Source organism: Pseudomonas sp. NPDC088885, from assembly GCF_044750025.1.
Taxonomy (GTDB): domain Bacteria; phylum Pseudomonadota; class Gammaproteobacteria; order Pseudomonadales; family Pseudomonadaceae; genus Aquipseudomonas; species Aquipseudomonas rustica.
In genome coordinates, this window is sequence record NZ_JBIVJB010000017.1 from 1 (window position 1) to 24,499 (window position 24,499).

The 24,499-nt window shown below is 59.7% G+C and carries 23 protein-coding genes; 13 read left to right on the forward strand and 10 right to left on the reverse strand.

Going from position 1 to position 24,499, the window contains the following annotated elements; genetic code table 11:
- Window positions 1-112: alanine-zipper protein (locus ACIP1X_RS10455; protein ID WP_400751831.1), on the forward strand; the 112-nt coding region annotated here is incomplete at its 5' end.
- Window positions 113-238: 126 nt separating this feature from the next.
- On the opposite strand, the gene ACIP1X_RS10460 is transcribed toward ACIP1X_RS10455, so the two are convergent.
- The 3 genes from ACIP1X_RS10460 to ACIP1X_RS10470 form a co-directional block, all read right to left on the reverse strand.
- Window positions 239-1,210 (reverse strand): L,D-transpeptidase family protein, encoded by a 972-nt coding sequence (locus ACIP1X_RS10460; RefSeq protein WP_053122301.1) that lies wholly within the window; start codon window positions 1,208-1,210, stop codon window positions 239-241.
- Between the two features lie 200 nt (window positions 1,211-1,410).
- Window positions 1,411-1,704, reverse strand: coding sequence for a hypothetical protein (locus ACIP1X_RS10465; protein ID WP_007908575.1), 294 nt, complete (start codon window positions 1,702-1,704; stop codon window positions 1,411-1,413).
- A 57-nt stretch (window positions 1,705-1,761) separates the two neighbouring features.
- Entirely contained in the window at window positions 1,762-2,367 is a 606-nt protein-coding gene (locus ACIP1X_RS10470; RefSeq protein ID WP_053122303.1) for an arylesterase, read from the reverse strand.
- A 10-nt stretch (window positions 2,368-2,377) separates the two neighbouring features.
- Between ACIP1X_RS10470 and ACIP1X_RS10475 the strand changes: the two genes are divergently transcribed.
- From ACIP1X_RS10475 to greB, 3 genes are read left to right on the forward strand one after another with little or no spacing between them, the layout of a single operon-like run.
- On the forward strand, window positions 2,378-3,061 hold the full coding sequence (locus tag ACIP1X_RS10475; protein WP_159811583.1) for an ABC transporter ATP-binding protein: 684 nt from the start codon (window positions 2,378-2,380) through the stop codon (window positions 3,059-3,061).
- The gene (locus tag ACIP1X_RS10480) at window positions 3,061-5,565 is read left to right on the forward strand and encodes an ABC transporter permease (protein ID WP_400751725.1); all 2,505 of its coding nucleotides are present in this window, start codon (window positions 3,061-3,063) and stop codon (window positions 5,563-5,565) included. The genes ACIP1X_RS10475 and ACIP1X_RS10480 overlap by 1 nt, the downstream gene beginning before the upstream one ends.
- Window positions 5,566-5,599: 34 nt before the next feature.
- Window positions 5,600-6,097, forward strand: a complete 498-nt coding sequence (gene greB / locus ACIP1X_RS10485; RefSeq protein WP_053122307.1) for a transcription elongation factor GreB — start codon at window positions 5,600-5,602, stop codon at window positions 6,095-6,097.
- Window positions 6,098-6,101: 4 nt separating this feature from the next.
- Here greB and ACIP1X_RS10490 read toward each other — a convergent pair whose 3' ends face one another.
- From ACIP1X_RS10490 to ACIP1X_RS10505, 4 genes are all read right to left on the reverse strand, one after another.
- On the reverse strand, window positions 6,102-6,410 hold the full coding sequence (locus ACIP1X_RS10490; RefSeq protein ID WP_212549039.1) for a class I SAM-dependent methyltransferase: 309 nt from the start codon (window positions 6,408-6,410) through the stop codon (window positions 6,102-6,104).
- Window positions 6,411-6,619: 209 nt separating this feature from the next.
- Window positions 6,620-7,510, reverse strand: coding sequence for a pseudouridine synthase (locus tag ACIP1X_RS10495; protein ID WP_400751728.1), 891 nt, complete (start codon window positions 7,508-7,510; stop codon window positions 6,620-6,622).
- Between the two features lie 71 nt (window positions 7,511-7,581).
- Window positions 7,582-7,899 carry a transcriptional regulator gene (locus ACIP1X_RS10500; RefSeq protein WP_053122309.1) on the reverse strand — a complete coding sequence of 106 codons (318 nt, stop codon included), beginning with the start codon at window positions 7,897-7,899 and terminating at the stop codon, window positions 7,582-7,584.
- A gap of 165 nt (window positions 7,900-8,064) precedes the next feature.
- A complete protein-coding gene (locus tag ACIP1X_RS10505) occupies window positions 8,065-8,301 on the reverse strand; it encodes a glutaredoxin family protein (RefSeq protein WP_053122310.1) in 237 nt (78 codons plus the stop codon).
- A 209-nt stretch (window positions 8,302-8,510) separates the two neighbouring features.
- Between ACIP1X_RS10505 and ACIP1X_RS10510 the strand changes: the two genes are divergently transcribed.
- Window positions 8,511-10,223, forward strand: a complete 1,713-nt coding sequence (locus ACIP1X_RS10510) for a cation:proton antiporter (protein ID WP_400751731.1) — start codon at window positions 8,511-8,513, stop codon at window positions 10,221-10,223.
- Here the strand turns inward: ACIP1X_RS10510 and ACIP1X_RS10515 are convergent.
- Window positions 10,220-11,428: an ammonium transporter gene (locus tag ACIP1X_RS10515; RefSeq protein ID WP_400751734.1), complete on the reverse strand. Its 1,209-nt coding sequence runs from the start codon at window positions 11,426-11,428 to the stop codon at window positions 10,220-10,222. The genes ACIP1X_RS10510 and ACIP1X_RS10515 overlap by 4 nt on opposite strands.
- Before the next feature lie 307 nt (window positions 11,429-11,735).
- On the opposite strand from ACIP1X_RS10515, the gene ACIP1X_RS10520 reads away from it, so the two are divergent.
- From ACIP1X_RS10520 to ACIP1X_RS10555, 8 genes are all read left to right on the forward strand, one after another.
- Window positions 11,736-12,050: a YqjD family protein gene (locus ACIP1X_RS10520; RefSeq protein WP_053122315.1), complete on the forward strand. Its 315-nt coding sequence runs from the start codon at window positions 11,736-11,738 to the stop codon at window positions 12,048-12,050.
- 2 nt (window positions 12,051-12,052) lie between these two features.
- Window positions 12,053-12,439, forward strand: a complete 387-nt coding sequence (locus ACIP1X_RS10525; protein ID WP_008079909.1) for a phage holin family protein — start codon at window positions 12,053-12,055, stop codon at window positions 12,437-12,439.
- Window positions 12,436-12,774 carry a hypothetical protein gene (locus tag ACIP1X_RS10530; protein ID WP_053122317.1) on the forward strand — a complete coding sequence of 113 codons (339 nt, stop codon included), beginning with the start codon at window positions 12,436-12,438 and terminating at the stop codon, window positions 12,772-12,774. The genes ACIP1X_RS10525 and ACIP1X_RS10530 overlap by 4 nt, the downstream gene beginning before the upstream one ends.
- A 123-nt stretch (window positions 12,775-12,897) precedes the next feature.
- On the forward strand, window positions 12,898-14,061 hold the full coding sequence (locus ACIP1X_RS10535; RefSeq protein WP_400751736.1) for an EAL domain-containing protein: 1,164 nt from the start codon (window positions 12,898-12,900) through the stop codon (window positions 14,059-14,061).
- A gap of 69 nt (window positions 14,062-14,130) precedes the next feature.
- On the forward strand, window positions 14,131-15,459 hold the full coding sequence (locus ACIP1X_RS10540; protein WP_053122321.1) for a deoxyguanosinetriphosphate triphosphohydrolase: 1,329 nt from the start codon (window positions 14,131-14,133) through the stop codon (window positions 15,457-15,459).
- Between the two features lie 329 nt (window positions 15,460-15,788).
- The gene (locus ACIP1X_RS10545; protein WP_053122385.1) at window positions 15,789-16,415 is read left to right on the forward strand and encodes a response regulator transcription factor; all 627 of its coding nucleotides are present in this window, start codon (window positions 15,789-15,791) and stop codon (window positions 16,413-16,415) included.
- 8 nt (window positions 16,416-16,423) lie between these two features.
- A complete protein-coding gene (locus tag ACIP1X_RS10550; RefSeq protein WP_400751739.1) occupies window positions 16,424-20,068 on the forward strand; it encodes a transporter substrate-binding domain-containing protein in 3,645 nt (1,214 codons plus the stop codon).
- 48 nt (window positions 20,069-20,116) lie between these two features.
- Entirely contained in the window at window positions 20,117-23,062 is a 2,946-nt protein-coding gene (locus tag ACIP1X_RS10555; RefSeq protein WP_400751742.1) for an HD domain-containing phosphohydrolase, read from the forward strand.
- On the opposite strand, the gene ACIP1X_RS10560 is transcribed toward ACIP1X_RS10555, so the two are convergent.
- Window positions 23,063-23,545: a GAF domain-containing protein gene (locus tag ACIP1X_RS10560; RefSeq protein WP_053122361.1), complete on the reverse strand. Its 483-nt coding sequence runs from the start codon at window positions 23,543-23,545 to the stop codon at window positions 23,063-23,065. It abuts the gene before it with no gap.
- Window positions 23,542-24,432, reverse strand: coding sequence for an ATP-binding protein (locus tag ACIP1X_RS10565; RefSeq protein ID WP_400751744.1), 891 nt, complete (start codon window positions 24,430-24,432; stop codon window positions 23,542-23,544). Before ACIP1X_RS10565 ends, ACIP1X_RS10560 begins: the two co-directional genes overlap by 4 nt.
- Window positions 24,433-24,499 lie beyond the last annotated feature (67 nt).

The following is a 24,499-nucleotide window of genomic DNA, read 5'->3' on the forward strand; positions in this document are numbered from 1 at the left end:
AGCTTACCGTAAAGCTGATGAAGCTCTGGCTGCTGCTCAAAAAGCACAACAGACTGCTGACGAAGCTAACGAGCGTGCTCTGCGCATGCTGGACAAAGCTAGCCGCAAGTAATAGTCCTTCGGGATTGTTATCAAGCCGATCCGATGTCTGGATCGGCTTTTTTGTGCCTGGTACTTTTGTCCGGGCAATAAAAAACCCGCCGACGCTTTGGGCATCGACGGGTTCTTGATCGCCAGCTTACTGCTGCATATCGATCGGCGCACTCGAGACAATCGGCGCCGACGCACTCGGCGTGCCGATTTCTGTCGGCAGACCATCTTCAGCGGCGACCACGTCGCGCACTACATCCCAATTCACCCGCAGGTTACTGGTGACGTCTTCACGCTTGAGCATCGCATTGATGACCGCCGTGTGTTTGTCGACCACCGACGGGTTGCCCTTGTCGTCGATTGGCGTGTGCGCTTCCAGGTACACCTTGCCGCCACTGCTGCCGAACTTGTAGGCATCGTTGATGATGCGCACCGACGTGCCGACCGGCACCATGCTGGCCATTTCCAGCACGTTGTTGTTGAACATGCGGAAGCAACCGTGGCTGGTACGCATGCCGATACCGAATTTCTTGTTCGAACCGTGAATCAGGTAACCCGGCGTGCCGAGGTTGAACTTGAACGGCCCCAACGGGTTGTCCGGGCCGGCCGGTACGACGTTCGGCAGCGGATCGCCATCAGCGGCGTGCTCAGCCTTGATCGACGCTGGCGGCGTCCAGGTCGGGTTCGGCGTCTTCGCGGTGATGGTGGTGTGCGCGATCGGCGAACCCCAACCTTCACGGCCAATCCCCAGCGGGAACGTGTAAACCACGTTCTTGCCCTTCGGGAAGTAGTAGAGGCGGTACTCGGCGAGGTTGATCACGATGCCTTCGCGCGGGCCCGGCGGCAGGATGAAACGGGTCGGCAGGACGATTTCTGTGCCGGCGCCCGGCAACCAGGCATCGACGCCCGGGTTGGCCGCGACCATTTCCGAATAGCCCAGATCGTAGGTCGTGCCCAGATCGGCGAAGGTATCTTCGTACTTGGCTTTGATTACCTGCACCTGACCGATGATGTCTTCACCGGGTGGTGGCAGGGGAAACTCCAATGCAGCAACGGGACCGGCCACACACAGGGCGGCAAGTGACAGGCAGCGGGTGACGGCAGGCAAGCGCGGCAACATCCGGAAAATCCTTCGCATGATCAACAAGGGTATAAGAGCGCGATTGTACACCGCACTTTGAAATTTCGGGGAGACCACCCTGCAGCAGGCGATGCAAGGTGCTTTGGGTGGGAGCGAGCCTGCTCGCGAAGGCCGTGTGTCAGTCGCCAGAAGTGTTGACTGACACGGCCTCTTCGCGAGCAAGCTCGGCTCCTACAAGATCAGAGCTCGAAACGCAGCTCCGGCCAGATCGGCGACGTGCCACGCTTCTGCGACTCCAGAATCGCCCGGCACAGCGAGCACAGGCGCTGATCCTGAAACACCCGGCGATCAACACTCGACCAGCGCGGTTGCGCCGGCAGCAGGCTGCCACACAGGGTTCGATCAGCCGAGCCACCGAGTTCGAGCTGACGCGTCACCAAATGCACCCGCACTTCCTGGCAGGCGAACAGATCCAGCTGCTCGTCAGGCTCGATCAGTTGGTAGGCAAACAGGGACCAGGCAGAACGCGACATCTGGGGCTCCGAATAAGGGGGCGCCACATTAGCCGAAAGCCTGCCCTTAGAAAAGCCTCATAACAGCGGTTTTAGCGTCGGCCAGACATTTTCCAGCAACTTGCCCTGAGCCCCGACCGCCGGGTGTAATCCATCAGCCTGCATCAAGTCCGGATGACCGCCGACGCCGTCGAGGAAAAACGGCACCAGCGGGATCTTTTTATCGTCGGCGAGTTTGCCGTAGACCTCGGCAAAAGCATCGGTGTAACGCTTGCCGTAGTTGGGCGGCAACTGCATACCGAGCAACAACACCTTGGCGCCGCTCTGGCGCGAGCTGTCGATCATCGAGGCAAGATTTTGTTGCAATTGAGTTGGCGGCATTCCGCGCAAGCCATCATTGCCGCCCAGTTCGAGGATCACCAGTTCCGGCTTATGCTCTGCAAGCAGCGCCGGCAGGCGCGCCTGGCCTCCGGCGCTGGTGTCACCGCTGATGGAGGCATTGACGACTTTATCGTCGAAACCCTCCTGTTTGAGCCGTTGTTCGAGCAACGACACCCACCCCAAGCGGGTATCCAGCCCGAAACCGGCGCTGATACTATCGCCAACGATCAGGACAGTACCCGCCGCTGCGTTCTGGGCCATGCACATAACGGCCAGGCCAGCACTCAAAAACCACACACGCATCGGATTCTCCATGGGCTCAAGCATTCTCACCGCGAAGAACCTCAGCAAAGTGGTTCCCAGCGCGGAAGGTGAACTGACTATCCTGCACGAACTCAGCCTGGAACTGAACAAGGGCGACAGCCTGGCCATCGTTGGGGCGTCCGGTTCCGGCAAATCCACCCTCCTCGGCCTGCTCGCCGGCCTCGACCTGCCGAGCAGCGGCGAAGTCATTCTCGCCGGGCAAAGCCTGAGCAATCTCGATGAAGACCAGCGCGCACGCATTCGCGCCGAGCACGTTGGCTTCGTCTTCCAATCGTTTCAATTGCTCGACAGCCTCAATGCGCTGGAAAACGTCATGCTGCCGCTGGAACTCGACGGCCGCAAAGATGCGCGTGAGCGTGCGACCGAATTGCTCCAGCGCGTCGGCCTCGGTCAGCGCCTGACTCACTCGCCGCGCCAGCTCTCCGGTGGCGAGCAGCAGCGTGTAGCGATTGCCCGAGCGTTTGCCGCCGAGCCTGATGTGCTGTTCGCCGATGAACCCACCGGCAACCTCGACAGCCACACCGGCGAGCGCATCAGCGACTTGCTCTTCGAGTTGAACAAGGAACGCGGCACCACCCTGGTGCTGGTGACCCACGACGAACGCCTGGCCCATCGCTGCCGGCGCCTGATCCGTCTTGAAGCCGGGCTGTTGGTCGCCCCTCTGGAGCCTTGATGGCACGTTTGCCGCTGTTGCGTCTGTTCAGTCTCGCCATTCGCCAATTGCTGCGCGATGCCCGCGCCGGCGAATTGCGCGTGTTGTTCTTTGCATTGGTGGTGGCCGTGGCGGCCAGTACCGCCATCGGTTACTTCGGCGCACGTTTGAACGGCGCGATGATGTTGCGCGCCACCGAGTTTCTCGGCGCCGATCTGGTGCTTGAAGGCAGCTCACCGGCCCGCGAGGAGCAAATCAAAAGCGGCACCGAGTTGCGCCTGAATCATGCGCAAGTGGTGGAGTTCTCCAGCGTCATCGCCACCGACAACGGCATTCAGTTGTCGAGCATCAAAGCCGTGGATCGCGCCTATCCATTACGCGGTGAACTGAAAAGTGCACCGGCACCCTTCGCCCCTGAAGACATCGGCGGCGAACCGCAACCCGGCGAAGCCTGGGTCGAAGCACGCCTGCTGACCGCACTGGATCTGAAGATCGGCGACAGCATCGACGTCGGCATGAAGACGCTGAAGCTGACCCGCATCCTGACTTACGAACCGGATCGCGCCGGCAACTTTTATAGCCTGACCCCACGGGTACTGATCAACCTCGACGACCTCGCCGCCACCGGCGTGGTGCAACCGGGCAGCCGGGTGAGTTATCGCGAACTGTGGCGCGGCGAACCGCAGGCGCTGGAAACCTATCGGCAACTGATCAAACCGGGCCTTGCGGCCAATCAGCGCATTCAGGATGCCCGCGACGGTAACCGGCAAATTGGTGGCGCGCTGGGCAAGGCCGAACGTTATCTGAACATGGCCAGCCTGGTCGCAGTGCTATTGGCCGGCGTTGCAGTGGCATTGTCGGCGAACCGTTTTGCCAGTCGCCGTTTCGATGCCAGCGCGTTACTGCGCTGCCTCGGACTGTCGCGCCGGGAAACCATGCTGCTGTTCAGTATTCAACTGACCGTACTTGGCTTGCTCGCTGCCCTCAGCGGTGCGCTGCTCGGTTGGCTGGCGCAGTTGGGCCTGTTCGCGCTGCTGCATGATTTGCTGCCGAGCGATGTGCCTGCGGGCGGATTGTTTCCGGCGATTGCCGGGATCGGCACCGGGCTCGTAGCCTTGGCCGGCTTCGCCCTGCCGCCGCTCGCGGCACTGGGTCGCGTACCGCCGCTGCGCGTGTTGCGTCGCGACATGCTGCCGATTCCGTCGAGCACCTGGATGGTTTATGGCGTGGCACTCGGCGCGCTCGGCTTGATCATGTGGCGCTTGAGTCTGGATCTGCTGCTGACATTTGCCTTGCTCGGCGGCGGTGTGGTTGCCGCGCTGGTGCTTGGCGGTTTGCTGCTCTTACTGCTGAAAAGTCTGCGCCGGATGCTCGCCCGCGCTTCGCTGCCGTGGCGCCTGGGTCTGGGCCAGTTGCTGCGTCATCCCTTGGCCGCCGCCGGTCAATCGCTGGCCTTCGGTTTGATCCTGTTGTCGATGGCGTTGATCGCGCTACTGCGTGGCGAACTGCTCGACACTTGGCAAAACCAGTTGCCGAAAAATGCCCCTAACTACTTTGCCCTGAACATTCTGCCCGCCGATAAACAGGCGTTCAGCGATCACCTGATCAATGTGTCAGCCCAAGCGGCGCCGCTTTATCCGGTAGTGCCGGGCCGACTGATCAGCATCAACGGCGATCCGGTACAGCAGATCGTCAGCAAGGATTCGGCGGGGGATCGTGCGATACAACGCGACCTGAGCCTGACTTGGGCTGCCGATTTGCCCACCGGTAACAAAATCACCGCAGGGTCATGGTGGAGCGGACAACCGTCGGACGACGTACCCGGTGTGTCGGTCGAAGGTAAAGTCGCAGAGAGCCTGAAACTGAAGCTTGGCGATCATCTGGTATTCACGGTCGGCGGGGTCAATCGTGAAGCGAAGGTCACCAGCCTGCGCGAGATCAACTGGGATAACTTCCAGCCGAACTTCTTCATGATCTTCCAGCCGGGCACCTTGAAAGATCTGCCAGCGACCTACCTGACCAGCTTCTATCTGGCACCGGGTCATGATCAACAGATTGTCGAGCTGTCGCGCGCCTTCCCGGCGGTGACCATCCTGCAGGTCGAAGCCCTGCTCGAACAGCTGCGCAGCATCCTCGCCCAAGTCACCCTGGCCGTGGAATATGTGTTGTTGTTTGTTTTGGCGGCGGGGATGGCGGTGTTGTTTTCCGGCCTGCAAGCGACGCTGGATGAACGTATTCGCCAAGGCGCGTTGTTGCGTGCGCTGGGCGCGGAACGACAATTGCTGATCAAGGCGCGGCGTATCGAGTTCGGTTTGCTCGGCGCGGTCAGCGGTTTGCTCGCGGCCATCGGTTCGGAAGTGGTGAGTCTGGTGCTCTATCGCTACGCCTTCGACCTGCCGTGGCATCCGCATCCATGGTTGTTGGTGCTGCCATTGATAGGCGCGGCGCTGATCGGTGGCGCCGGTGTATTCGGTACGCGCCGGGCGCTCAACGCAAGTCCGCTGACAGTGTTGCGCGAGGGTTGATAGACTCCAGCGGACTTAACCACAAGAAGTTGCCATGAGTCGCTACCGCCCTCCCCGCCCCGCTGGCACCGCGCTGATCACCCCCGAAGGTGAAGCGCGGATGCGTGCCGAATTTCATGAGCTGTGGCATGTGCGTCGCCCGCAGGTGACTCAGTCCGTCAGCGAGGCTGCGGCGCAAGGTGATCGCTCTGAAAACGCCGAATACACCTACGGCAAGAAGATGCTGCGCGAGATCGACAGCCGCGTGCGCTTTCTGACCAAACGTCTGGAAGCACTCAAGGTGGTCAGCGAAAAACCCAGCGACCCGAACAAGGTTTACTTCGGTGCGTGGGTCACGATCGAGGACGAAGACGGCAAGCAATCGCGTTACCGCATCGTCGGCCCCGATGAACTGGATCTCAAACTCGGTTTGATCAGCATCGATTCGCCACTGGCCCGCGCCTTGATCGGCAAGGCGCTGGACGCTGAGGTGCGCGTGCAAACGCCGACCGGAGAACAGTTCGTTTACATCGTGGCGATCGAATATCTCTGAAAAGTCAGCGGCGGGTGATCAGGCCTTGCCGCGCAACGCGGGTCAGTTGCTTGATCATTTCCGGCGCGTCTTCCGCGCTTGGCGCCTGAATCACTGCCAGATCAAAACTGTCACTGGTAAACCGCGCCAGCGACTCGCCGTCTTCAACAAACTGGATCAGGAATGCGGCAGGGCCGCCGCTGCGGCGTGGCCAACCATCGAGATAACGCAACAGCGTCGGCTGATGTTTGCCGCCAAGCAGGATTTTCGGGTTGCGTTGAGTGATATGCGCGGTGATCGGCGCGGGACGTGCAGGAGGGCGTAGTGCATTCATTGGTCGTGTCTCTGCCTCAAAAGTCTGCATGGCAGGTGAGAGGCAACACCGAACCAGCGCTTTAGCGGTATTTCGAAGCCCTGTTCCGGCTTCTGACGGCAACTGTTGAAGTCACCTGGCGCCCCGCAAGTAGCTGTTTAAATCGGCGCATAAACACATGCTAGATAACGTGACCGTACAGTGTCAAGAATCAGCAGCTATAAGCGACATCACCACTGCAAGGTGATGCGGCTTTCGAATTCGCGCTCCTCGCCAGTGACCGGGTCGATGAAGCGCAGGCCCTGCGCCAACAGTTTCAGCGGATTGGCGTAGTCATCTTCAACGTCTTTCAACACATCCGGATAAAACGGATCGTTGCAGATGCTCGCGCCCAATGCGCTCATGTGCACACGCAGTTGATGTTTTTTGCCGGTGACCGGGTACAGGCCATAGCGCCACAGATCGCCGTTCTTCTCGCGAACTTCGACCGCCGTTTCCGTATTGCTGACGCCCGGCCCTTCCTGCATGCGGAAAAACGGCTCGCCATCGACCAGTCGACTTTTGTGTACCAACGGGAAATTCAGCTCAGGCAGCGCTGGCGCGATGGCTTCGTAGCGCTTGTCGATCTGCCGGGTCGGGAACAGTGACTGATACGCCGAGCGCGTTTGCGGATTAGCCGAGAAGATCACCAGGCCGGCGGTGTGCCGGTCGATGCGGTGCAGCGGCACCAGATGAGGATTGTCCAGACGCCGAATCAAGCGCCGCAGCAACGTCTGTTCGACGTACTCGCCAGCCGGGGTCACTGGCAGGAAATGCGGTTTGTCCGCCACCACCAGATGCTCGTCGGCATAAAGAATCGCCTCGACCACCGGGATCGGTTTCTCGTCCGGCACTTCACGGAAGTAGTGAATGCGCAGACCTTCCTTGTACGGCAGATCCACCGAGATCGGTTGACCATTACCGTCGAGCACTCGGCCACGGGCGATACGATCCAGCCACTGCTCACGGCCGATTGCCCGGAAGTGCTCGCACAAACAATCAAGCACCGTCGACCAGGAACCCGGTGGCAGATACAGGGTGCTGGCCTGATTGTGTGCAGCGGAAAATGGAGATGTGGACATACGAAAATTCTAACCCTCAGTGCAGGCCGGCATTATCCAACACTGAGGGAAACGAACCTAGCGCAGAATCCTCACGCCGGAATCGACTTGAGCGCCGCCGCCTCAGTGAACTCCTTGAGCCAGCGCAACACCTCGACCGCCTCCCAGCGACCCGGGTCATACAAGGCGTAGAGCAAGCCCTGATAACCGACAACGTCGAGTTGCTTGTGATAACCGGCACGCTGAAACAGCGCCTCGATCTCGGCAAAGCACGTATTGAAATGGACTTTATTGAAGGGCGTCTTGCCTTCCGTGACCAAGCCGTCGAGGCGCAATTCGGCGACGGCCTCGCGCACCACGTCAACCGACATCCGGTTCACGCTGTTCTTCAACTGTTCGACATTGACCACGGTGCATCCCTCTGACGTCCGGCTCACCTGCTCACACCCTGCAAAAAACACAGAATGCAGCAGGTCAACCCAATTACTGTATGAACATACAGTAACCGAATATTTGGCAAACTGCCAAGGAATGGATGCGCGGTCGCGACCGGCGGGGAGGATGCAAAAAATCCACTATTGGAGGAACGCCACAACCTGATCAGCGTTGAACGGCCAGCCCAACTCCGCGCCGGTGTCGACGCGGCGCAGCACTGGAATGCGCAGACTGTAAGCCTCGAACCACGACTCGTCGTCAGCAATGTCGACCAGTTCAACCAGCAAACCGTGCTCGACAAAAGGCATCAGCTCGGCTTCGGCCAATTCGCACAAATGGCATCCAAGGGTGCCGAACAGCTGACATTCAGGAGGCATGATGGGCTCGACCACAAAGAAAGTGCGCCTATTCTAGGCCGCAGCGCAAAACCCGTCGACCCACCGCCGCCCAAAGGCTTGAGCCTTTCCGACAGCGCTTGCGCGCAAAACCCTGATGCAAATCAGTCCACAGAAATCGCAATTACGTGATCCTCCCGCTCTTTTTGCCTCTACGCTTGAACAGCCAGAGCCTGACATCGGAGTGTCTAGTGTTTGCCAACCTGTTGATCATCCTCGCCTCGTCCCTCGTGGTGATTGCCCTGTTCCGCCGTCTGCGATTGCCGCCGGTGCTGGGTTACCTATTCGTGGGTTTGCTGGTCGGGCCGAGTGCGTTCGACTGGGTCAACGAGAGTGAGCATCTGCCGGACGTGGCTGAATTGGGCGTGGTGTTCCTGCTGTTTTCGCTCGGGCTGGAATTTTCTCTGTCGAAGATGATTGCGTTGCGCCAAGTGGTATTCCGGCTGGGCAGTCAGCAGGTGCTGATCAGCACCGCGCTTCTGGGTCTGATCCTGATTTTGCTGGGCATGCCGGTGACGCCCGCTTTGTTGCTCGGCGCCGGGCTGTCGTTGTCGTCCACGGCGATTGTCACCAAGGAACTCGGCAGTCTCGGCGAAGTGTTCAGCAGCCACGGCCAGAACGCGATCGGCGTGTTGCTGTTTCAGGACGTGGTGGCGGTTTTGCTGCTGACGCTGGTGCCGGTGTTCGCCGGCAGCAGCGCACAGGCCTGGTACTGGGCCCTGCCCCTGACGCTGGCGAAAACCGTGGTGCTGTTTGTCGGTCTGCTGCTCGCCAGTCGCTGGTTGCTGCCACGGCTGTTTCATGAAGTGGCGGCTTCGCGCTCCGCGGAATTGTTCGTGCTGTTGGCGCTGGTGATCGTACTGCTGACGGCGTGGCTGACGCACTTGCTCGGCTTGTCCCCTGCCCTCGGCGCGTTTCTCGCCGGCATGTTGCTCGGCGAGAGTCATTACCGGCATCAGATCGAAGCCGATATACGGCCATTCCGCGACATCTTGCTCGGGGTGTTTTTCGTCAGCATCGGCATGCTGATCGACCTGCAACTGTTTGCCAGCGATGGCTTGCTGATTCTCGGACTCACGGTCGGTTTGATGGTGATCAAGGGGATCGTCGTCGCGCTGCTGGTGAAGTGGCGCGGTAGCGATAGCGAAACCGCGTGGCGCAGCGGTCTCGCCTTGGCCCAGGGCGGCGAGTTCTGCTTCGCGCTGATGGCGCAGATGCAGCAAAGCAGTCTGCTGCCGGAAAGACTCGGCGCCTTGCTACTGGCGGCGACGTTCTGCTCGATGGTGCTGACGCCGCTGCTGTTACGCGCCGCACCACGCATCGCCGCCGCCCTGCACCGCAAGCCCAATCAGGAAGCGCAGATCGAAGAGATCAGCGCGCTCAACGCGGACCTCGACAAGCACGTGGTGATCTGTGGTTACGGTCGCGTCGGCCAATCCATCGGCCGCTTCATGCGCAACGCCGGACAACCGTTCATTGCTTTGGACAATGATCCGGTGCGCGTTCAGGAAGCGGCATCCGGCGAGAGCGATGTGCATTATGGCGATTCCGCGCGCGGTGATCTGCTCACCGCCGTCGGCCTGTTGCGCGCCCGCTTATTGGTGATCGCCGTCGATCAAAGCGATGTCGCCCTGGGCATTCTTAAAGAAGCGCGCCGACTCAACACGCACATACCGATTCTGGTGCGCACCCGCGACGACAGCCAATGGAGTGAACTGAAAGCCGCCGGCGCCACCGAGGTGGTGCCGGAGCTGTTGGAGTCGAGCCTGATGCTCGCCTCACACGCGTTGATCATGCTCGGTCTGCCCGCGCATCAGGTGCAGGAACAGGTCGATCAAGTGCGCATCGACCGCTATCGCCTGTTGCACGGTTTTTATCCCGGTGCCGACAATGAAGAAGCCTAGTCCTGACTCACCGCGCCAATTTTGTGCAGCGACAGATCGGCGCCGTAATACTCTTGTTCCTGACTCAGGCGCAGCCCATGCAAGGCCTTGATCGCGCCGTACACGACAAAGCCACCGATCAGCGCCACAGCAACGCCGAGCGCGCTGCCGAGCAACTGGCTGATCAGGCTGACGCCGCCGAGTCCACCGAGCGCGGTCTGGCCGAAGATGCCACAGGCAATCCCGCCCCATACGCCACACAAACCATGCAACGGCCACACACCCAACACGTCGTCGATACGCCATTTCACCTGCGCGGCGGTAAAGCACCAGACAAACAGCGCACCGGCAATCGCGCCGGTGACCAATGCGCCCACCGGATGCATCAAGTCGGAACCGGCACAGATCGCCACCAACCCGGCCAAGGGGCCGTTGTGCAGGAAGCCCGGGTCATTGCGCCCGACGATCAACGCCGCCATGGTGCCGCCAACCATCGCCATCAACGAGTTGACTGCCACCAGCCCACTGACGCCTTGCAGCGTCTGCGCGCTCATCACGTTGAAGCCGAACCAGCCGACAATCAGAATCCACGAACCCAGCGCCAGAAACGGAATGCTCGACGGTGCAAACGCCACCAAGCGTCCTTCGCGATAACGTCCATTGCGCGGGCCGAGCAACAACACCGCCGCCAGCGCCAGCCAGCCGCCCATCGCATGCACCACCACGGAACCGGCGAAGTCATGGAACGGCGCGCCGAACTGCGCCGTCAGCCACGCTTGCAGACCGTAGTTGCCGTTCCAGATCATCCCTTCGAAAAACGGATAGATGAACGCCACGATCAGTGCCGTCGCGCACAACTGCGGAACGAAGCGCGCGCGCTCGGCAATGCCACCGGAAATGATCGCCGGGATCGCCGCCGCGAAGGTCAGCAGGAAGAAAAACTTCACCAAGCCATAACCGTGATCAGCGTTGAGTACCGCCGCCGGTTGCATGAAGGTCACGCCGTAAGAGAGCCAATAGCCTATAAAGAAATAGGCCAGGGTCGAGACGGCGAAATCGCTGAGGATTTTCGCCAAGGCGTTGACCTGGTTTTTCTGGCGAACCGTACCGACTTCCAGAAAGGCGAAACCGGCGTGCATCGCCAGCACCATCACTGCACCGATCAAAATGAACAAGGTGTTGGAGCTGTGCACCAGGGTGTCCACAGCGCTTTGCAGATTTTCCATAAGCAGGCAGACCTAAAGGCGAAAAAGGCACCAAAGCGGTTCATGCGGGCATTTCATGCACCAAGTTGCGACCACGCAGTCACTGAAGGGATTTGTCCAGTGAACTGCTTTGGCGCACGCGGTCGATGTCCTGACACGTACCGGGATTATTTGAGTTAAGGTTTTCCAGCGCGTACGCCCGGCAACAGCGCACAGCGACCGGGCCACGCACCACGAGATAGCAAAAGTTGTACCAGTCATTTGTACTGAACCTTCGCGCAAGGCTCATACTCGAACGCATCAGAAAGCCAACTACGGAGATCCACCCATGGCCAGCATCAAGGCAAAGACTGCTCAAGAAATCCTGATGAACGACTTCCAGACACTGGTCGCCGACACCGAACGGTTGCTCGAGCACACCGCCACCCTGGCCGGCGATCAGGCAGATGAACTGCGTGAGCAGATCCACGACAGCCTGTTGCGCGCCCGCGAGACCCTGAAGCTGACCGAAGACACCCTGCGCGAACGCGGTCAGGCTGCGGTTTCCGCTACCGAAGACTACGTGTCGGCCAACCCTTGGCAATCGGTGGGGATCGCCGCTGGCGTCGGCTTCCTCATTGGCCTGCTGGCCACTCGGCGCTGATCATGTCGATCGGTGAATCCGGCCCGACAGCGGGCACCGCCTCCTCCACGCGGCGTCTGGGCGCCGCCGTTCTCGGTCTGCTGCACAGCCATGTCGAATTGTTCGGCATCGAATTGCAGGAGCAGAAATCACGTACCGTCAGCCTGTTGCTGTTCGCGGGTCTGGCGCTGGTCTTTGCCCTGTTGTTGCTGGTGGGTTTATCGACGTTGGTGATGATCATCTTCTGGGACACCTATCGTCTTGCCGCGATCATTGGCCTGTGCGTCTTTTACACCCTGGCCTCGATCTTCTGCGGGCTACGCCTGAAAGCCGCGATCTTCGATGAGTCCTCACCCTTCCACGGCACGCTCGAAGAGCTGGCCAACGACCGGGAGCGCCTGCTGCCATGAGCCTGCCTCAACTTCCGCACAATGGTTCGCGACGGGAAATGCGCAAGGCACTGATCCGTCTGCGCATGGAAATGCACCGTCAGGAAATCCGCCACGAAACCGCGCAAGTGCTGCAACCCCTGCAGCGCATGCGCGGCATGACGCAAAATCTGCAAGGCGGCTTCGGCATCAAACACGCGCCGTTATGGGGTGTGGCGGCGGTAACGCTGCTGGGTTTCATCACCGGCAAAGGCGCGAAAAGCGGCGGCGTCGGTGGTCTGACCCGTCTGATCCGTCTCGGCACCAGCCTTGGGCCATTGATCAGACTGGTCATGCAAAGCTCTGGCAAACGCTGAACTGACGCATCTGGCTACATTCTTGCAACACCGGCGGGATGAACCTCTTATCCAGAGGTTCAATCCTGCATGCCTACCCGGTCGACAGGGTTCAACCAGAACAAGAACGACTAAGGAGGCCCCGTGATCGACGGGCAACCGCTCGCCTGCTTTCAGCCTTTTATCGATACTGCCACCGGACGCATTGCCGGCGTTGAAGCATTGGGCCGCCTGCGTCAGGCTGATGGACAACTGAATTCGGTCGGGCCGCTTTTCGCCGACCCGCGCGTGCCGGCCATCGGCCTGCGCCGCCTCGACCGGCAGATCCGTGACAACGCCTTGAGCCGTCTGCATGAAGCGCCGGCAGACTGGTTTCTCAGTCTGAACATGTCGCCGCGCTGGATCAGTCGTCTGCGCCCCGACCAAGCCTTGCCCAGTCTCAAGCAACTGGCCCGGCATGGCGTCGATCCGCAGCGCATCGTTTTCGAAATCACTGAATTGGGCGGCAATAGCCAACGCCTGGCCGAAGTGGTCGCGCGCTATCGTCAGGCCGGAGCGCGAATCGCCATTGATGACTTTGGCGCGGGCTATTCGCAGCTTGATCGAGTGCTGGCCTTGCAGCCAGACATCCTCAAACTCGACATGCGCCTGTTCCAGGCGGCCGCGTTGGGCGGGCCCAGCAGTGACGTGGTCAAAGCGCTGGCACAGATGGCAGAAAAGACCGGCTGCTGGATCATCGCCGAAGGTGTCGAGACCGAAGCGCAGCTGAATTTTGCCCTGGAGTGTGGCTCGCGTTACGTGCAGGGTTTTCTGTTCGCACGTGCCCAGCAAGACTTCTTCCCCGCCGACGCATTTGTGCAACGCTTCGCTGAACTTCGCCAACGCTATGTCCGGCAGAAACTCAACGAACGCGGGCGATTGATGCAGATGCGCCAGCAACTCAGCGAACTGATGACGATCCTGCAAACCTGGGCTCAGGCCCGCGCGCCCTTGACTGCATTGCCGCAACTGGATGCCTTTCCGTGGCTGCTGCGGTTTTACCAATGCGACCGCCACGGCACGCAACTGACGCCCAATCTGGAATGGCGGCAGAACGGCTGGTTCGCCGACAACCGTTATCTGGGGCACAACTGGTCGTGGCGCCCGTACTTCTACCATCTGCTCGCCGAAGGCTGGGAAGAACGGCGTCTGACCCTGTCGAACACCTACCGCGATGCCACCAGCAACCAGTACTGCCTCACCGCCGGACAGTTTTTCGACAACGGTGAACGGCTGCTGCTGATCGACATAGATGCGGCGGGACTGTAGTTCCGCTTGCAGGCACGGGGCTGAACCGGGAAGCTAGGGCATCAGTTATCCAGACAGAGAGAATCAGCCTTGGATTGGCAGACCCTGCTCAACCGCGAACGCCTCGGAAAGCCGCTGCACAGCCCGCAAGAACTCGGGCGCAGCCCTTTTCACAAAGACCATGACCGCATTATTTTCTCCGGCGCGTTTCGTCGCCTGGGACGCAAGACGCAAGTGCACCCGGTCACCAGCAACGATCACATTCACACGCGCCTGACCCACTCGCTGGAAGTCAGTTGTGTCGGCCGCTCGCTGGGCATGCGCGTCGGCGAAACCCTGCGCAGTGCTCTGCCGGAATGGTGCGACCCCGCTGACCTCGGTATGGTCGTGCAATCGGCGTGTCTGGCTCATGACATCGGTAATCCGCCGTTCGGCCATTCCGGCGAAGATGCGATTCGCCACTGGTTCCAACAGGCCGCCGGACGTGGCTGGCTCGATGGCATGAGCGAGGCCGAGCGCGGAGACTTCCTCAATTTCGAAGGCAACGCCCAGGGTTTCCGCGTGCTCACGCAACTGGAATACCACCAGTTCGACGGTGGTACGCGGCTGACCTACGCCACCCTCGGCACCTACCTGAAATACCCGTGGACTGCGCGTCACGCCGATTCCCTCGGTTACAAAAAGCACAAGTTCGGCTGCTACCAGAGCGAACTGCCGCTGCTCGAGCAGATCGCCCACAAACTCGGTCTGCCGCAAATCGAAGACCAGCGCTGGGCGCGACATCCATTGGTGTACCTGATGGAAGCCGCCGACGACATCTGCTACGCGCTGATCGACCTCGAAGACGGCCTCGAGATGGAGCTGCTGGAGTACGCCGAGGTCGAATCGCTGCTGCTCGGTCTGGTCGGTGACGACCTGCCGGAAACCTATCGCCAGCTCGGCCCGCAGGATTCACGTCGGCGCAAACTGGCAATCCTGCGCGGCAAAGCCATCGAACACCTGACAAACGCGGCGGCGCGAGCCTTCGTCGAACAGCAAGACGCCCTCCTCGCCGGCACCTTGCACGGCGACCTGGTGGAACACATGCACGGTCCGGCCAAGCGTTGCGTACTAAATGCCAAGGACATTGCGCGCAAAAAGATCTTTCAGGACAAGCGCAAAACCCTGCATGAAATCGGCGCGTACACCACGCTGGAAATCCTCCTCAACTCGTTCTGTGGCGCCGCGCTGGAACAACACAATGGCCGCACGCCGTCGTTCAAAAGCCGCCGCATCCTCGACTTGTTGGGCAATAACGCGCCGGATCCACAGGCGTCGTTACACAGTTCGTTTCTGCGCATGATCGATTTCATCGCCGGCATGACCGACAGCTACGCCAGCGACATGGCACTGGAAATGACCGGGCGCTCCAGTCATTGATCCGTTTGCACCCGACCGGCGCCGGTCGGGTGTAACCATTATCGAAGGTCTCTGCTAGCTATGATGCACCCTCTTTCGCGGCGTAATTCAAACAAATATTAAACACACTATAAAACCCCAGTTGCGACCCGCACTTGCAAAACACTCTGCGCAAACCCGCGACAGTTGAAACAGCCCTTCCTTACGTCAAACCTAATCACCCGTAGTCCCATTCCCAAGTAATTGTAGGAATTATCCTATAACGCACCTAGAGCCATGTCCGCTCATACGAGCGTTCATACATCTGAGCTAAGGTGCGCGCTTTATTCGTGCTTGTATGGGATTTGATTATGAACTCCGTTTTTATTGTCGACGATCACCCGGTCATCCGTCTTGCCGTTCGCATGCTGCTGGAACATGAAGGCTATAAGGTCGTCGGCGAAACCGATAATGGGGTCGATGCCATGCAAATGGTGCGCGAGTGCATGCCTGACCTGATCATCCTTGACATCAGCATCCCCAAGCTCGACGGGCTCGAAGTGCTGGCCCGCTTCAACGCCATGGGTTCCTGCCTGAAAACCCTGGTGCTCACCGCCCAGTGCCCGACCTTGTTCGGCATTCGCTGCATGCAGTCCGGCGCTTCGGGTTACGTGTGCAAGCAGGAAGACTTGAGTGAACTGGTCAGTGCAATCAAGGCAGTACTTTCCGGTTACAACTATTTCCCGAGTCAGGCATTGAATCCTGTACGTAGCGATGACATTCGTTATGCTGAACTTGAATTATTCAAATCGGTCAACGACCGCGAACTCATGGTGTTACAACTATTTGCCCAAGGCCGTACTAACAAGGAAATCGCCAAAGGCATGTTTCTCAGCAATAAAACCGTAAGCACTTACAAAAAACGCTTAATGCAAAAACTCAAAGCCAAATCCCTTGTTGAACTAATCGAAATGGCCAAACGTAACGCACTCGTGTGAGAGCCCGCATGCCCAGTCGTTTAAAGGACTATTTAATAGCGTTGAGTGCAAGCCTGTTGCTGAGCTCAAACGTGTTCGCCATGGTTGGCGAATCACCGGTGTATGCCTTATTCAGTCGCACGACCGGCGAATCGCTATCGGTCACCTTCGAGGCGTCGCAACGACAGTGGTTGCACACCCGCAGCGAACTGGTGCTGGGCACTTCGGCACCGGATTACCCGCCGTTCGACATGACCGTCAGTGGCCGCGATTATGAAGGCCTGACTGCCGACTACGCCGGTTTCCTCAGCGAAGCCACCGGCCTGCCGATCCGCATTCAACGATTCCCCTCGCGGGATGCCGCCATTCGCGCATTGCTGGACGGCCAGGTCGATCTGCTCGGAACGGCGAACGGCTACGAAGCCGGCAACGCCAATCTGGCTCTGTCCGAGCCCTACGCGGTCGACCAGCCGGTGCTGGTGACGCGCGAAGGCGAAACCCGCTCCCTGAGCGAAGGCTTGGCCGGCCTGCGTTTGAGCATGGTTTATCACTATCTGCCGCTGGCCGAGGTCAAGGCGCTGTACCCCAAAGCGCTGATCACCTGCTATCCGTCGTACCAGAACGCAATTAACGCGGTGGCATTCGACCAGGCCGATGTCTTTCTCGGCGACACCCTGTCGACGCACTACATGATCAACAAGGGTTACCTCAACAACGTGCGCATGGCCAACTTCGGCAAACAGGAAGCCCAAGGGTTCAGCTTCGCCGTGCGCCGCAACAATCCGCAGCTGCTGGACGTCATCAACACGGTACTCAAAGCGGTGCCGCGCAGTGTGCGCGAGAACATCGCCAAACGCTGGAGCGCCGGCAGCGACATGTTGCTGACCGATCAGAAACTGCAACTGACCCGCCGCGAAGAGGCCTGGCTCAAGCAGCATCCCGTGGTCAGCGTGCTGGTCAACGAGGCTTACGCGCCGCTGACGTTCTTCGACGGCGATGGCAATTTTCGCGGCATCAGCGCCGACCTGCTGGAGCTGATCCGTCTGCGTACCGGCCTGCGTTTCGACATCCGACGCAGCCGCAATGATGCCGAAATGGTCAAACAGATCGACAACCACCAGGCCGACCTCATCGCCGCGCTTCTGCCGACCGCCGAGCGCGAAGAGACCCTGACTTTCAGTCGCCCTTATCTGGAAAACTCTTACGTCCTGCTGACCCGCAAGAGTGCGGGCAGCCCGACCAATCTGGGCCAGCTCAAAGACAAACCGATCGCGATTGCGCAAGGCAATCCAATGGTCGAGTACCTGCGCCGCGAATTTCCACGCATCCAGTTGATCGAGACACCGGACACCTTCAGCGCGGTTTCGCTGCTGGCCGAAGGTCATGTTGAAGGCGCGGTGAATTCTCTGGTGATCGCCAACTACTTCATCTCTTCGCGGATTTTCGAGCGGGCGCTGCAGATCACCACCACCATCGGCACCGGTCAGGCTGCCTTTTCTCTGGCCACGGCGCGCGACAATACCGAGTTGAGTTCGATCATCAACAAAGCACTGCTGAGCATCGCCCCCGAAGAACTGGGTGTGATCAATGGTCGCTGGCGCGGCTACACCTCGGCCTCGCAGAACACCTGGCGCAATTATCAACGCCTGTTCTATCAAGTCATCGGGGCTGCCGGCGTGGTTCTGCTGTTGTTGCTGGCGTGGAACGCTTATATGCGCCGCCAGATCAACCAGCGCAAAGCCGCTGAACGGGCGCTCAACGACCAGTTCGAATTCATGCGTTCACTGGTCAACGGCACGCCGCACCCGATCTACGTGCGTGACCGGCAAGGACTGTTGCAAAGCTGCAATGACAGCTACCTCGAAGCCTTCAACGCCAAACGAGAAGACGTGATCGGCAAAAGCGTCATGCAGGGCACGCTGAGCAACGCCTTCGAAGCCCAGGCATTCCAGGCGGATTATCAGCGAGTCATCGCCCAAGGCAAGCCGCTGGTGCTCGACCGTCCCCTGCACATCGGCAATCGGCGGCTGACGATCTATCACTGGATCCTGCCCTATCGTGACTCTAGCGCAGACGTGCAAGGCATCATCGGCGGCTGGATCGACATCAGCGAACGCCGCCAGCTGTTCGAGGAACTGCGCACGGCCAAAGAGCAGGCCGACGATGCGAATCGTGCGAAAAGTACCTTTCTGGCGACGATGAGCCACGAGATCCGCACGCCAATGAATGCGGTAATCGGCATGCTCGAACTGACGCTCAAACGCATGGATCAGCAGCACCCCGATCGCTCATCGATCGACACCGCCTACCACTCGGCCAAGGATCTGCTGGGTCTGATCGGCGATATTCTGGATATCGCGCGAATCGAATCCGGGCGCCTGAGCCTGAGCCCGGAGCGGGTCAACCTGGTCGAAACGGTGGCGTCTGTTACGCGCATCTTCGATGGTCTGGCGCGGCAAAAAAACCTGTCACTGCACATGACGTTCAACCCGCCGCAACTGGCGGTCGACGTGCAACTGGATCCGCTGCGCTTCAAGCAAGTGCTGTCAAACCTGATCAGCAACGCGATCAAGTTCACCGAGCATGGCCAAATCAGGATCACTCTCGATCTGATGAAAACCGACGATCCGGCGCGTTCATTGATGCAACTGACCGTTCAAGACAGTGGCGTGGGCATTAGCGCCGAAGATCAGCAGCGTCTGTTCGAGCCTTTTTCCCAAGCGGAGAACAGCGCTCAGCAAGCCCGCAGTGGCGCGGGTCTGGGTCTGGTGATCAGTCGCAGCCTGTGCGAAATGATGGGTGGAAAACTGCAGTTGAGCAGCCATCCCGGGATCGGCACTCAGGTGTGTATTTCCCTGCCATTGGAAACATTTCCCGCCGAAGTGATCACCCGCAAAGCCGAGCCGCCGATCAAGGCATCACTCGCCCCACTCAACGTACTGGTGGTGGATGATCACCCCGCCAATCGTCTGCTGATGTGTCAGCAACTGGAGTTTCTGGGGCACCAGTGCAGCCTCGCCGAAAACGGCAGCAGCGGACTGGACATGTGGAAAGCAGGTCAATTCGATCTGGTGATCGCCGACTGCAACATGCCGTTGATGAACGGCTATGACCTGACCCGCGCGATACGCCTGCATGAGCAGCTGAACCACAGCCCGCCGTGCACGGTGCTGGGTTTCACCGCTAATGCTCAACCCGAGGAAATCCTGCGCTGTAAACAGGCCGGGATGGACGACTGCCTGTTCAAACCCTTGAGCCTGAGCCAACTGAGCCACTGGGTGGACGGCATCACCCCGGCCCCCCAATCGCCGGCATTCAACCTGCAAAGCCTGAACTTGCTGACCGGCGGCAACCCTGCACAGGGTCAGCGATTGTTGGCCGAGTTGCTCAAAAGCAGCCGCCTCGACCGTGAAGAATTACTCGCGCTGTCGCCGCAGAACGACTGCCAGGCATTGGCGCTGGTCGCCCACAAGATCAAAGGCGCGGCACGCATTGCACAGGCTTCGCGAGTGATCGAATGCTGCGACGCACTGGAACAAGCCTGCAACCAGTCAATGTCGGCAGACGAGATTGCGCGGCGCTGTGCGGCGAGCAATCAGGTGATGCTCGAACTGGAGCAGGCGTTGCAGCAACAATTGGCATTGGCCGACCAAGGCAAAATGACTGTGCCTTAACTATGCTTGGGCGCTGAGCAGTGAGTTAAACCTTTTGGAGAGCCAGAAATGCCCAGCCCACTGCGCCCGGAACAACGCCGGTTTCCCTTGCATGTGCACATCAGCGTCATGTTCACATTTCTGTTGCTGCTTACCGGGGTGATCCTGGGGCTGTTCAATTACCGACAGACCACGCAAATCATCCTCTCGAGCAGCGAAAAGCTGTTCAACCGCATCGAACAGGATGTACGCGTCGACCTGCACGCCACCTATCAGCCGATTCGCCATCTGCTCAGCCTGCTGGCAGAAAACCCGGCCACGCAAGCTTTGGCGCTGGAACAGCGGCTGCCTTTGCTCAGGCCATTCAGCCAGTCACTGACGGACAATCCGGATCTGGCCTCGCTGTATCTGGGTTATGCAAACGGTGATTTCTTCATGGTGCGACCGTTGCGCAATGGTGCTTTGAAAACCCTGCTCAAAGCTCCGGAGGCCGCAGCGTTTCAGGTCTGGAGCATTGAGCACGGTGCCGATGGCCAGCCACGGTCGCAATCGCTGTTCTTTGATCAATCGCTCACGCCCATCAGCCGGCAGGACAACCCCGAAGACCTTTATGACCCGCGTACCCGCGCCTGGTTTACCAGCGCCCGACAGCAGGCCGAGCAAATCACCACCGAACCCTACGTATTTTTCTCCACCCACAATGTAGGCACCACCCTCGCCCGGCGCAGTGGCGAAAACGCCGTGATTGGCGCCGACCTGACGCTGGAAGCGCTGTCCGCGACGCTGACCAAACACGTGGTCACCCCGGCCACCGAAATCGCCTTGTTCGATGCCGACGGCAATGCCGTGGCCTACCCCGACAGCAGTCGTCTGATCGTCGACGATCGCACCGCACGGCTGGCCAAGGTGACTGATCTCAGTCCGCAATTGCATGCGTTGCTGTCCGGCGCGCACAAAGGCAATCGCCTGAAATCCGAAGGTCGCCAATGGATCGTCGCCCGCAGCAGCATGCAGGAAGGTGGGCCGCGCGGTCTGCAATTGGCCTTGCTGGTGCCAGAGGACGAGTTGCTGGTCGACGCCTATCGCATGCGCTGGCAAGGTGCGCTGATTACCCTCGCGACGTTATTGCTGTGCCTGCCGCTGGGCTGGTTGATCTCACGAATTCTGGTCAAACCCCTGCACGCGCTGGTCAAGGAGGCCGACGCAATTCGCAGTTTCGATTTCAATTTCCCCCTGACCCGGCGCTCACCGGTGCTGGAAGTCGATCAGTTGAGTGTGTCGATGGCGCGAATGAAAGACACGCTGGCGAGTTTCTTCCGCATCACCGACAGCCTTTGTGCCGAAACCCGATTCGCGCCGCTGTTACAGCGAGTGCTGTTCGAAACCGTGCAGATCGCCCAGGCTCAGGCAGGGCTGATCTACCTGCGCGAAAGCGACGGCAACCGCATGGAACCTTACGGGATGGTCATCGACGGTACCGCGCAAACCCTCGAAGATTTCGAAATTCAGGGCCACGACCTGCAGGCACATCAAGCTCCGCCATGGTTTCAGCAACTGGCACACGCCGACAACGTGGTGAGCAACCTGGGTTTCGAACAGGCCGGCGACCTGCAAAAAGTCTTGCTCGCGATGGCTTCGCCGCGCGTGCACCTGATCGGCATTCGCCTGCGCAACCGCCACAACGAAACCATCGGCCTGCTGATCTTGCTGGTGAACGACAGCGGCACGTCCGCCGACCTGGAAAAACTGCGACCGGATCGCATCGCCTTTCTCCAGGCCGTGTCCGGCGCCGCCGCGGTGAGCATCGAAAGCCAACGGTTGCAGGCCAAACAGAAACAACTGCTGGACGCCTTCATTCAATTGCTGGCCGGCGCCATCGATGCAAAAAGCCCCTACACCGGCGGCCATTGCCAGCGCGTGCCGGAACTGACCCTAATGCTCGCCCACGCAGCAGCCGCCAGCCATGCGCCAGCTTTCAAGGCCTATCAACCCAGCGAAGATGAATGGGAGGCGCTGCACATTGCCGCGTGGCTGCACGATTGCGGCAAGGTCACCACGCCTGAATACGTAGTCGACAAAGCCACCAAACTGGAGACCATCAACGACCGTATCCATGAGATTCGCACGCGCTTTGAGGTGCTCAAACGCGATGCGTGGATCAGCTACTGGCAAGCACTGGCCATGGGCGGAAACGAAGAACAGCTGAGCGTTATGCGCGACACCACGTTGTCGGCACTGGATGACGATTTCGCCTTCGTCGCCCGCTGCAATTTGGGCAGTGAGGCGATGGCCGAAGCGGATCTGCAACGACTGAATGAGCTGGGCCAGCGCACATGGATGCGCACACTCGACGATCGTTTGGGGGTGTCATGGGAAGAAAACCGTCGCCAGTCGCGAACCTCGGCGCCGACTCTGCCCGTGCGGGAAAAACTGCTGGCGGACAAGCCCGAACACTTGCTCGAACGCGCCGACAGCGAACTGATTCCGGAAGACAATCCGTGGGGTTTCAAACTCGACGTGCCACGCTACAAATACAACCGCGGCGAGTTGTACAACCTGAGCATCACCCGCGGCACGCTGACCCGCGAAGAACGCTACATCATCAACCATCACATGGTGCAGACGATCCTGATGCTCAGCCACCTGCCCTTCCCCGGGCATCTGGACAGCGTCGCGGAAATTGCCGGCGGCCATCATGAAAAAATGGACGGCACCGGTTACCCGAAACGGCTGAAACGCGAAGAAATGAGCCTGCCGGCACGGATGATGGCGATTGCCGATATTTTCGAGGCGTTGACGGCGGCGGATCGGCCTTACAAAAAGGCCAAATCCTTGAGCGAGGCGCTGAATATCATGGCGACGATGAGCCACGAGTCGCACATTGATCCTGAGCTGTTCGGCCTGTTCATCAACGAAGGCGTGTATTTGCAGTACGCCACGCGCTTTCTTGATCCGCAGCAGATCGATGCGGTGGATCCCGCCAGCCTGCTCCGCAAGGCTGGCGTCAGCGCATGATCAGCAGTCGGTCAGGCGCAGGAAAATCGCCGCCAGTTGCTCGATGCCAGCCTGATCGTCAGCGCCAAAACGCGCCAGCTTCGGGCTGTCGAGGTCAAGCACGCCAATCAGGCGGCCGTCCTTGACCAACGGCACGACCAGTTCACTGTTCGACGCGCTGTCGCAAGCGATATGGCCGGGAAACGCGTGAACGTCTTCAACTCGCTGCGTCTGCAAGGTTGTTGCCGCCGCGCCGCAGACACCGCGACCAAACGGAATGCGCACGCAAGCGATCTGCCCTTGAAACGGGCCGAGCACCAGCTCTTCGTTGCGGTTGAGGTAGAAACCCGCCCAGTTCAGGTCATCGAGCTGGTTAAACAGGAACGCCGAAAACTGCGCGGCGTTGGCGATGAAATCGCGTTCGTCCGCCAGCAGCGATTCCAGTTGCGCGGCCAACATGCCATAGCCTTCGAGACCTTGGCCGCTTTGTTGCAAATCAATCATGCCTTGTGCTCCAACAATTTCAGTCCCACCCAGTAGCGGGCGAATTGGTACGCGCAACGTCCGTTGCGATTGCCGCGGCCAGTGGCCCAACGCACGGCGAGGATGTCCAGCTCTTCGTCGCGCTGCCAGCTCAGATTGGCCTTGGCTGCCAACTGGCCGATCCAGTGTTCAACGACGTCGAGGAAGTGTTCTTGGGTGAATGGGTAGAACGACAGCCACAGGCCAAAGCGATCCGACAGAGCAATCTTGTCCTCCACCGCTTCGCTTGGGTGCAGCTCGCCGTCGACGCGTTTCCAGTTTTCGTTGTCGCTTTCCTTCTCCGGCACCAGGTGACGACGGTTCGATGTGGCGTACAACAAGACATTGTCCGGCGCCTGTTCCAGCGAGCCGTCCAGCACGCTTTTCAGCACGCGGTAATCGCCTTCACCGGATTCGAACGACAAGTCATCGCAGAACAACACAAAGCGCTGTGGCAGTTTGCCGATCTGCTCGACCACGCGCGGCAGGTCGACCAGATGATCGCGTTCGATCTCGATCAAACGCAGGCCGGCTGCGGCGTGTTCCGCCAGCAATGCGCGCACCAGCGAGGATTTACCGGTGCCGCGCGAGCCCCACAACAAGGCGTGGTTGGCCGGCATGCCGTCGAGGAATTGCTGGGTGTTGCGGCCCAGTTGATCGAGCTGACGGTCGACGCCGATCAGGTCGGACAGACGCATGTCGAGGCGGACTTCCAGCGGCAGCAAATAACCGCTGCGCCCGTCACGCTGCCAGCGCGCGGCCAGGCAAGTGTTCCAGTCGATCACCGGACGCGGTGCCGGCAACAAGGGTTCGATCCGCGCCAGAACCGACTCGGCGCGTTCAAGAAAAGCATTCAATCGGGAATCCACGTCTTTTCCTCGGGCTCGTTCACAGTGATGATGGCGATCCAGCCACGACACACAGACTTAAAGTCCC

Excerpts from the sequence above, each read along its gene's own strand:
- ACIP1X_RS10505 (WP_053122310.1), bottom strand. The coding sequence starts at position 8,301 with ATGCCTCCTGAATGTCAGCTGTTCGGCACCCTTGGATGCCATTTGTGC.
- ACIP1X_RS10475 (WP_159811583.1), top strand. The coding sequence starts at position 2,378 with ATGGGCTCAAGCATTCTCACCGCGAAGAACCTCAGCAAAGTGGTTCCC.
- ACIP1X_RS10545 (WP_053122385.1), top strand. The coding sequence starts at position 15,789 with ATGAACTCCGTTTTTATTGTCGACGATCACCCGGTCATCCGTCTTGCC.
- ACIP1X_RS10480 (WP_400751725.1), top strand. The coding sequence starts at position 3,061 with ATGGCACGTTTGCCGCTGTTGCGTCTGTTCAGTCTCGCCATTCGCCAA.
- ACIP1X_RS10520 (WP_053122315.1), top strand. The coding sequence starts at position 11,736 with ATGGCCAGCATCAAGGCAAAGACTGCTCAAGAAATCCTGATGAACGAC.
- ACIP1X_RS10560 (WP_053122361.1), bottom strand. The coding sequence starts at position 23,545 with ATGATTGATTTGCAACAAAGCGGCCAAGGTCTCGAAGGCTATGGCATG.
- greB (WP_053122307.1), top strand. The coding sequence starts at position 5,600 with ATGAGTCGCTACCGCCCTCCCCGCCCCGCTGGCACCGCGCTGATCACC.
- ACIP1X_RS10550 (WP_400751739.1), top strand. The coding sequence starts at position 16,424 with ATGCCCAGTCGTTTAAAGGACTATTTAATAGCGTTGAGTGCAAGCCTG.
- ACIP1X_RS10555 (WP_400751742.1), top strand. The coding sequence starts at position 20,117 with ATGCCCAGCCCACTGCGCCCGGAACAACGCCGGTTTCCCTTGCATGTG.
- ACIP1X_RS10530 (WP_053122317.1), top strand. The coding sequence starts at position 12,436 with ATGAGCCTGCCTCAACTTCCGCACAATGGTTCGCGACGGGAAATGCGC.
- ACIP1X_RS10495 (WP_400751728.1), bottom strand. The coding sequence starts at position 7,510 with ATGTCCACATCTCCATTTTCCGCTGCACACAATCAGGCCAGCACCCTG.
- ACIP1X_RS10460 (WP_053122301.1), bottom strand. The coding sequence starts at position 1,210 with ATGTTGCCGCGCTTGCCTGCCGTCACCCGCTGCCTGTCACTTGCCGCC.
- ACIP1X_RS10490 (WP_212549039.1), bottom strand. The coding sequence starts at position 6,410 with ATGAATGCACTACGCCCTCCTGCACGTCCCGCGCCGATCACCGCGCAT.
- ACIP1X_RS10525 (WP_008079909.1), top strand. The coding sequence starts at position 12,053 with ATGTCGATCGGTGAATCCGGCCCGACAGCGGGCACCGCCTCCTCCACG.
- ACIP1X_RS10470 (WP_053122303.1), bottom strand. The coding sequence starts at position 2,367 with ATGCGTGTGTGGTTTTTGAGTGCTGGCCTGGCCGTTATGTGCATGGCC.
- ACIP1X_RS10465 (WP_007908575.1), bottom strand. The coding sequence starts at position 1,704 with ATGTCGCGTTCTGCCTGGTCCCTGTTTGCCTACCAACTGATCGAGCCT.
- ACIP1X_RS10515 (WP_400751734.1), bottom strand. The coding sequence starts at position 11,428 with ATGGAAAATCTGCAAAGCGCTGTGGACACCCTGGTGCACAGCTCCAAC.